Origin of the sequence: Streptomyces sp. NPDC007162 (genome assembly GCF_040634175.1) — a bacterium.
Lineage (GTDB): Bacteria > Actinomycetota > Actinomycetes > Streptomycetales > Streptomycetaceae > Streptomyces.
In genome coordinates, this window is the sequence record NZ_JBEYFC010000596.1 from 1 (window position 1) to 4,875 (window position 4,875).

3 protein-coding genes are annotated in these 4,875 nt (G+C 71.8%); 2 read left to right on the forward strand and 1 reads right to left on the reverse strand.

Annotation, left to right across the window (positions count from 1 at the left end; genetic code table 11):
- Positions 1 to 110 precede the first annotated feature (110 nt).
- Complete coding sequence (locus ABZ646_RS40025; RefSeq protein WP_360530710.1) at positions 111 to 1,790, reverse strand: rhamnogalacturonan lyase B N-terminal domain-containing protein; 1,680 nt, start codon at positions 1,788 to 1,790, stop codon at positions 111 to 113.
- A gap of 199 nt (positions 1,791 to 1,989) precedes the next feature.
- On the opposite strand from ABZ646_RS40025, the gene ABZ646_RS40030 reads away from it, so the two are divergent.
- Both ABZ646_RS40030 and ABZ646_RS40035 read left to right on the forward strand, forming a co-directional pair.
- A complete protein-coding gene (locus tag ABZ646_RS40030; RefSeq protein ID WP_360530713.1) occupies positions 1,990 to 3,045 on the forward strand; it encodes a rhamnogalacturonan acetylesterase in 1,056 nt (351 codons plus the stop codon).
- 80 nt (positions 3,046 to 3,125) lie between these two features.
- Entirely contained in the window at positions 3,126 to 4,823 is a 1,698-nt protein-coding gene (locus ABZ646_RS40035) for a DUF2264 domain-containing protein (RefSeq protein WP_360530716.1), read from the forward strand.
- Positions 4,824 to 4,875: the final 52 nt, after the last annotated feature.

Here is a 4,875-nt window from a genome sequence, read left to right on the forward strand (position 1 = left end):
GCCCGAGGGCCGCCGCGGTGCCGGTGGCGAGCGCGCAAGCGCCGCTGCCGGCCCCAGTGGGAAGCGGTCATGCCTCCAGGCCGCCGCCCGGGCCCGGCGGGCTGCCGGGTTCAGGCCAGCAGGTCGATCGCGTCGACGGAGGTGCCCGCGCTGAGGAAGGACGTCGTTCCCGAGCCGCTCGCCACGTAGATCTTCAGCGTGTTGTAGGCGCTGGTGTCGGTCAGCCAGGCGGACGCCGGGACGCTGTAGGTGAACGTGTGGTTGTTGCCCCGGTAGGAGCCCACGGTCAGCGACCGGGTGCTCGGCTGGGCGGGCGCCGAGGGGACGGCGGAGGTCCAGGTGTCGTTGACGACGACCTGCGGGCGGCCGTTGGCGTACGCCGTCGTCACGCCGATCCTCAGGGTGTGCGCGGCGGCGGCCTGGGCGGCCGTCAGCTTGAAGTAGACGATGATCCCGCTGTTGACGTCCTTCCACAGATAGCAGGGGAAGGACGAGGTCTCGGTGCCGCTGCCGACGACCACGTTCCCGGTCCAGGACGAGGCGCGCACGTCCGACGGGTGCGCGTACGTCATCAGGTCGGCGTTCTTGAACCCGCCGGGCGTGCCGTCCCAGTTGTTGATCCGCCAGATCGCGGAGGCGTTGCTCGGGTCGTTGGACGAGGGGATCGCGATGGTGTTGAGCGTGGTGGTCGCGCCCGCCGTCACCGTCACCGAGGCGGTGTAGACGGCCAGTTCGCCCTTGAAGACGGTGAGCGTGTACGTCCCGGGCAGCACCCCCGTGACGGAGAAGAAGCCGTCCGAGGCCCGTGCCGAACCCCAGTACTGCGCCGCCGAGTTGGCGAGGCCCACGGTGTACGCGTACGCGGTGTCCCGCCCGGTGATGCCGACGCCCGCGACCCGGCCGCGGCCGCTCGCGGAGACGTACCCGGAGATGCCGAGCGAGTCCGCCCACGGCGTGGTCAGGGTCCCCGGGTACAGCGCGGAGGAGGGCGCGCCGCCGTCCGTGAACGCGATGACGTACGGGCCCTGGAGGCCGAAGCGCTCCGACTCGGTCTGGTTCTCGCCGTAGTACAGGATCTCGTACAGCCCGCCGCCGTCGGCGCTCTGGTGGCGCAGCAGCGAGCGGTAGAAGGGGCCGCCGGAGGCCTTCTCGTGGTTGCTGCGCACGATCCACAGGCCGACGCTGCCGGTGGTCCAGCCGATGTAGTCGTAGTCCATCACCCGCAGCTTCGAGTAGTGCTTGGCGCGGGTCTGGCCGTCCGACTTCTCGAAGATGTCCGCCGACTCGATGACGGTGGGCGCGTAGGTGTAGGAGTCCGGCTCGTCGTTGAGGAACAGGCCGGCCTTGACGCGCACGATGTAGCGGGTGGCGGTGACGGACGAGTCGGCCTTGTTGGTCCACAGGTAGACGTTGTTCTCACCGCTGCGGGCCGCGTAGTAGTGCTTCAGCGTGCCGTACGTGACGGAGACGAGGATCGTCGAACCCGACTGGGCGATGGTTACCGCGGAGGTGCCGAGGCCCGACTCGACGTGCGAGTTCTTGCCGCCGTAGCCCTGGTACTCGGTGCCCTTGTAGACCAGCGAGGTGAGGTCGCCGTTGGTCTTGCTGACCTTGAAGACCAGGCTCGCGCCGGTGTCGACGACGTAGTTGGAGCCGTCGTCCGACCAGCCGAAGCCCGCGGCCGAGGCGCTCGTGGCCAGCGGCCCTGCGAGGGCCGCGGTCCCGGCGGCGGCCGCGCCGCCGAGGACGAAGGTGCGGCGTCCGAGCGGTCTCCCGGTGGATTCGGACATGGGGGTGCCTCCTTCGGTGGTGCGGGGATGCGGGTGTCCCCGAGACTGGCAGTTGAATCGATTTCGCGAAAGGGCTTTCACTGTCATGGAGTTGGCAATCTTGTGAAATCGCTCCAGGGTCTAGAAAGCGCTTGCGAGCAGCGGTACGGTCCCCGCCAGACACTGTCGGTATGACTGTCCCGTGACGGAGGAACCCCGAGTGAGACGTTTCAACGGTGTTCGTGTCGCCGCGCTCGCAGCGGTCGTCCTCGGTACCTGCCTGACGGCCGCACCCGCCGCCCGGGCCCACGACCGGCAGCCGCCGCTCGGCATCGACGACTGCACCGCCACCGCCTGCCACTTCGACGTCCCGGCGGGCGACTACGACGTCACGGTCCGGCTCGGCGGCGAGACCGCGTCCAGCACGTACCTCAGCGGGGAGACCCGGCGCTCGCTGCTGCCGGAGACGGCGGTGGCGGCCGGCCGGCACGTCACCCGCACCTTCACCGTCGACGTCCGTACCCCCGAGGGCGAGCCGACGGGACCCGACGGCACCCCCGGGCTCGACCTGGTGATCGGCGGCTCGGCACCCGCACTCGCAGACATCCGGGTCACCCCCGCCCGGCACACCCGGCAGCTCTTCCTGATCGGCGACTCCACCGTCTGCGACCAGCCCGCCGCCCCCTACAGCGGCTGGGGCCAGCAGCTCCCGCAGTTCCTGCGCAGGGGCGTCGCGGTCGCGAACTACGCCGACTCCGGTGAAAGTACGGTGACCTACCTCCAGAACCCGCAACTCTGGGGTACCGTCCAGCCGTTGATCCGCCCCGGTGACCTGGTGCTGATCCAGCTGGCGCACAACGACAAGACGACCGACGAGCCGACCTACCGTGCCAACCTGGAAACCCTGGTGGCGGGCGTACGGGAGAAGGGCGGACGGCCGGTGCTCGTCACCCCGATCGTGCGCCGTTGGTTCAACGCCGACGGCACCCTGAACAACGACACCGCGCTTCTGGTCAACGGGCTCGGCGTCAATCATCCTGAGGTGATCCGCTCGGTCGCCGCCGCCGAGGACGTTCCGCTGATCGACCTCACGGCGAAGACCAAGACGCTGGTGGAGTCGCTCGGCGTGGAGGGCTCCAAGGTGCTGTACCTGTACAACGAGAAGAAGGACAACACGCACACCTCCGCATACGGTGCCACCGTCTACGCGGGCCTGGTGCGCGACGAGCTCCTCGCCCAGCACCTGGTGCCGCGCGGCACCGTGCGGGTGGAATGAGCCCCTGGGGCGTCCCGACCGGAACCGGGGCGCCCCAGGCCCGAGCGGTAGAGGTTCGAAGCGAGCGAGGAAGAGCACTCATGCAGCTGCCCCCCGAGGACCGTGGCCCCAGCCCGCGCACCGGCTACACCCGGGCCCACTGGGAGGCGGCGGCCGACGCCCTGCTCGCCGCCGTGGAGCCCTACGCCACCGAGGACCGCGCCCTCTACCACTTCCCCGGCACCCGGCAGAGCTGGTCGGGCCGCCTCTCCGACGGTCTGGAGGGCTACGCCCGCACCCTGCTCCTCGCGGCCTTCCGCCGCGACGAGAGCGCGCTCCAGCGGTACGCCGACGGACTCGCCGCCGGTGTGTCCGGGGTCTGGCCGCGCATCGAGGACCGCAGTCAGCCCCTGGTCGAGGCGGCCTCCGTCGCCCTGGCCCTGCGCCTGACCCGCCCGCTGCTGTGGGACCGGCTCGACGACGCCGTACGGCAGCGCGCCGCGGCCTGGCTCACCGACGCGCTGACCGCCGAACCATGGCCCTGCAACTGGGAGCTGTTCCCGGTGACGGTCGGCGGTTTCCTCGCGGAGATCGGCCACGAGACCGCGGCCGCGCACAAGGCGATCGACCGCGGCCTGGCCCGGATCGAGGACTGGTACGTCGGCGACGGCTGGTACACCGACGGCGACGGCCGGAAGTTCGACTACTACAACGGCTGGGCCATGCACCTCTACCCGGTGCTGCACGCCTGGCTCGCCGACGACCCGGTACTCCTCGACCGCTACGGCAGCCGGCTGGAGCGCCATCTCGCGGACTACGCCCGGCTGTTCGGCGGCGACGGCGCCCCCATGCACCAGGGCCGCTCGCTCACCTACCGGTTCGCGACCACGGCCCCGCTCTGGCTGGGCGCCCTCACGGGCCGTACGCCCCTGGCCCCCGGCGAGACCCGGCGCCTGGCCTCCGGAGCGCTGAGGTACTTCATCGACCGCGGCGCGGTGGACGACCAGGGCCTGTTGACCCTCGGCTGGCACGGCCCCGACCCCGCCGTCCTGCAGGGCTATTCGGGCCCGGCATCCCCCTACTGGGCGAGCAAGGGCTTCCTCGGCCTGCTGCTGCCGCCGGAACACGACGTGTGGACGGCGACGGAGGAACCCGGCCCGTCGGAACGCGCCGACGCCGCCACCCCGATCACCCCCGCCAACTGGCTGCTCCAGTCCACGCGCGCGGACGGGATCGTCCGCCTCCACAACCACGGCAGCGAGGACGTCCGCTACGACCCCTACTACACCCGGCTCGGCTACTCCACCGTGACGGAGCCCTCGACCGCGCCCGACAACAGCGTGATCCTCGGTGACGACGCCGGCCGGACGGAGATCGAGCCGCTCGGGGTGGGGGAGGACTGGGCGGCCTCCCGGCACACGGCCGGGTCCGGCGCCCGGGTGACCAGTGCCGTACTCGTGCGCGGGGCCGTGGAGGTACGGGCCTTCCTGGTGACCGGTGCCGAGGCCGGGACCCCCGTGCGGGTGACCGGGTGGGCCGCAGGGGACGGGCTGCGCTCCGAACTGCTGCCCGTCGTGGGCCTCGACGAGGCGCTGACCGGGCTCACGGGCGAGGGCCCGGCCCTCTTCGTCGCGCTGAGCCGGCTCACGGGTGCGGCGGACGCCGTTCCGCTGGGAGAGACGGCGACCGTGAGTGCGGACGGGCACCGGGAGTTGACGGTCCGGTGGCGGGACGGGGCCGCCCTGCGGGTCCGGTGGCAGGGGCCCGGGGTAGCTGTGGAGCACCTCGTGCGGGACTGAGCCGTGCCGCGCCCCCGCGGCGCCCCGGGGCCCGCACGCCCCCGCGGCGGGG

Bases quoted from the DNA above. Each gene is read 5' to 3' on its own strand.
- ABZ646_RS40025 (WP_360530710.1), bottom strand. From the start codon at position 1,790: ATGTCCGAATCCACCGGGAGACCGCTCGGACGCCGCACCTTCGTCCTC.
- ABZ646_RS40035 (WP_360530716.1), top strand. From the start codon at position 3,126: ATGCAGCTGCCCCCCGAGGACCGTGGCCCCAGCCCGCGCACCGGCTAC.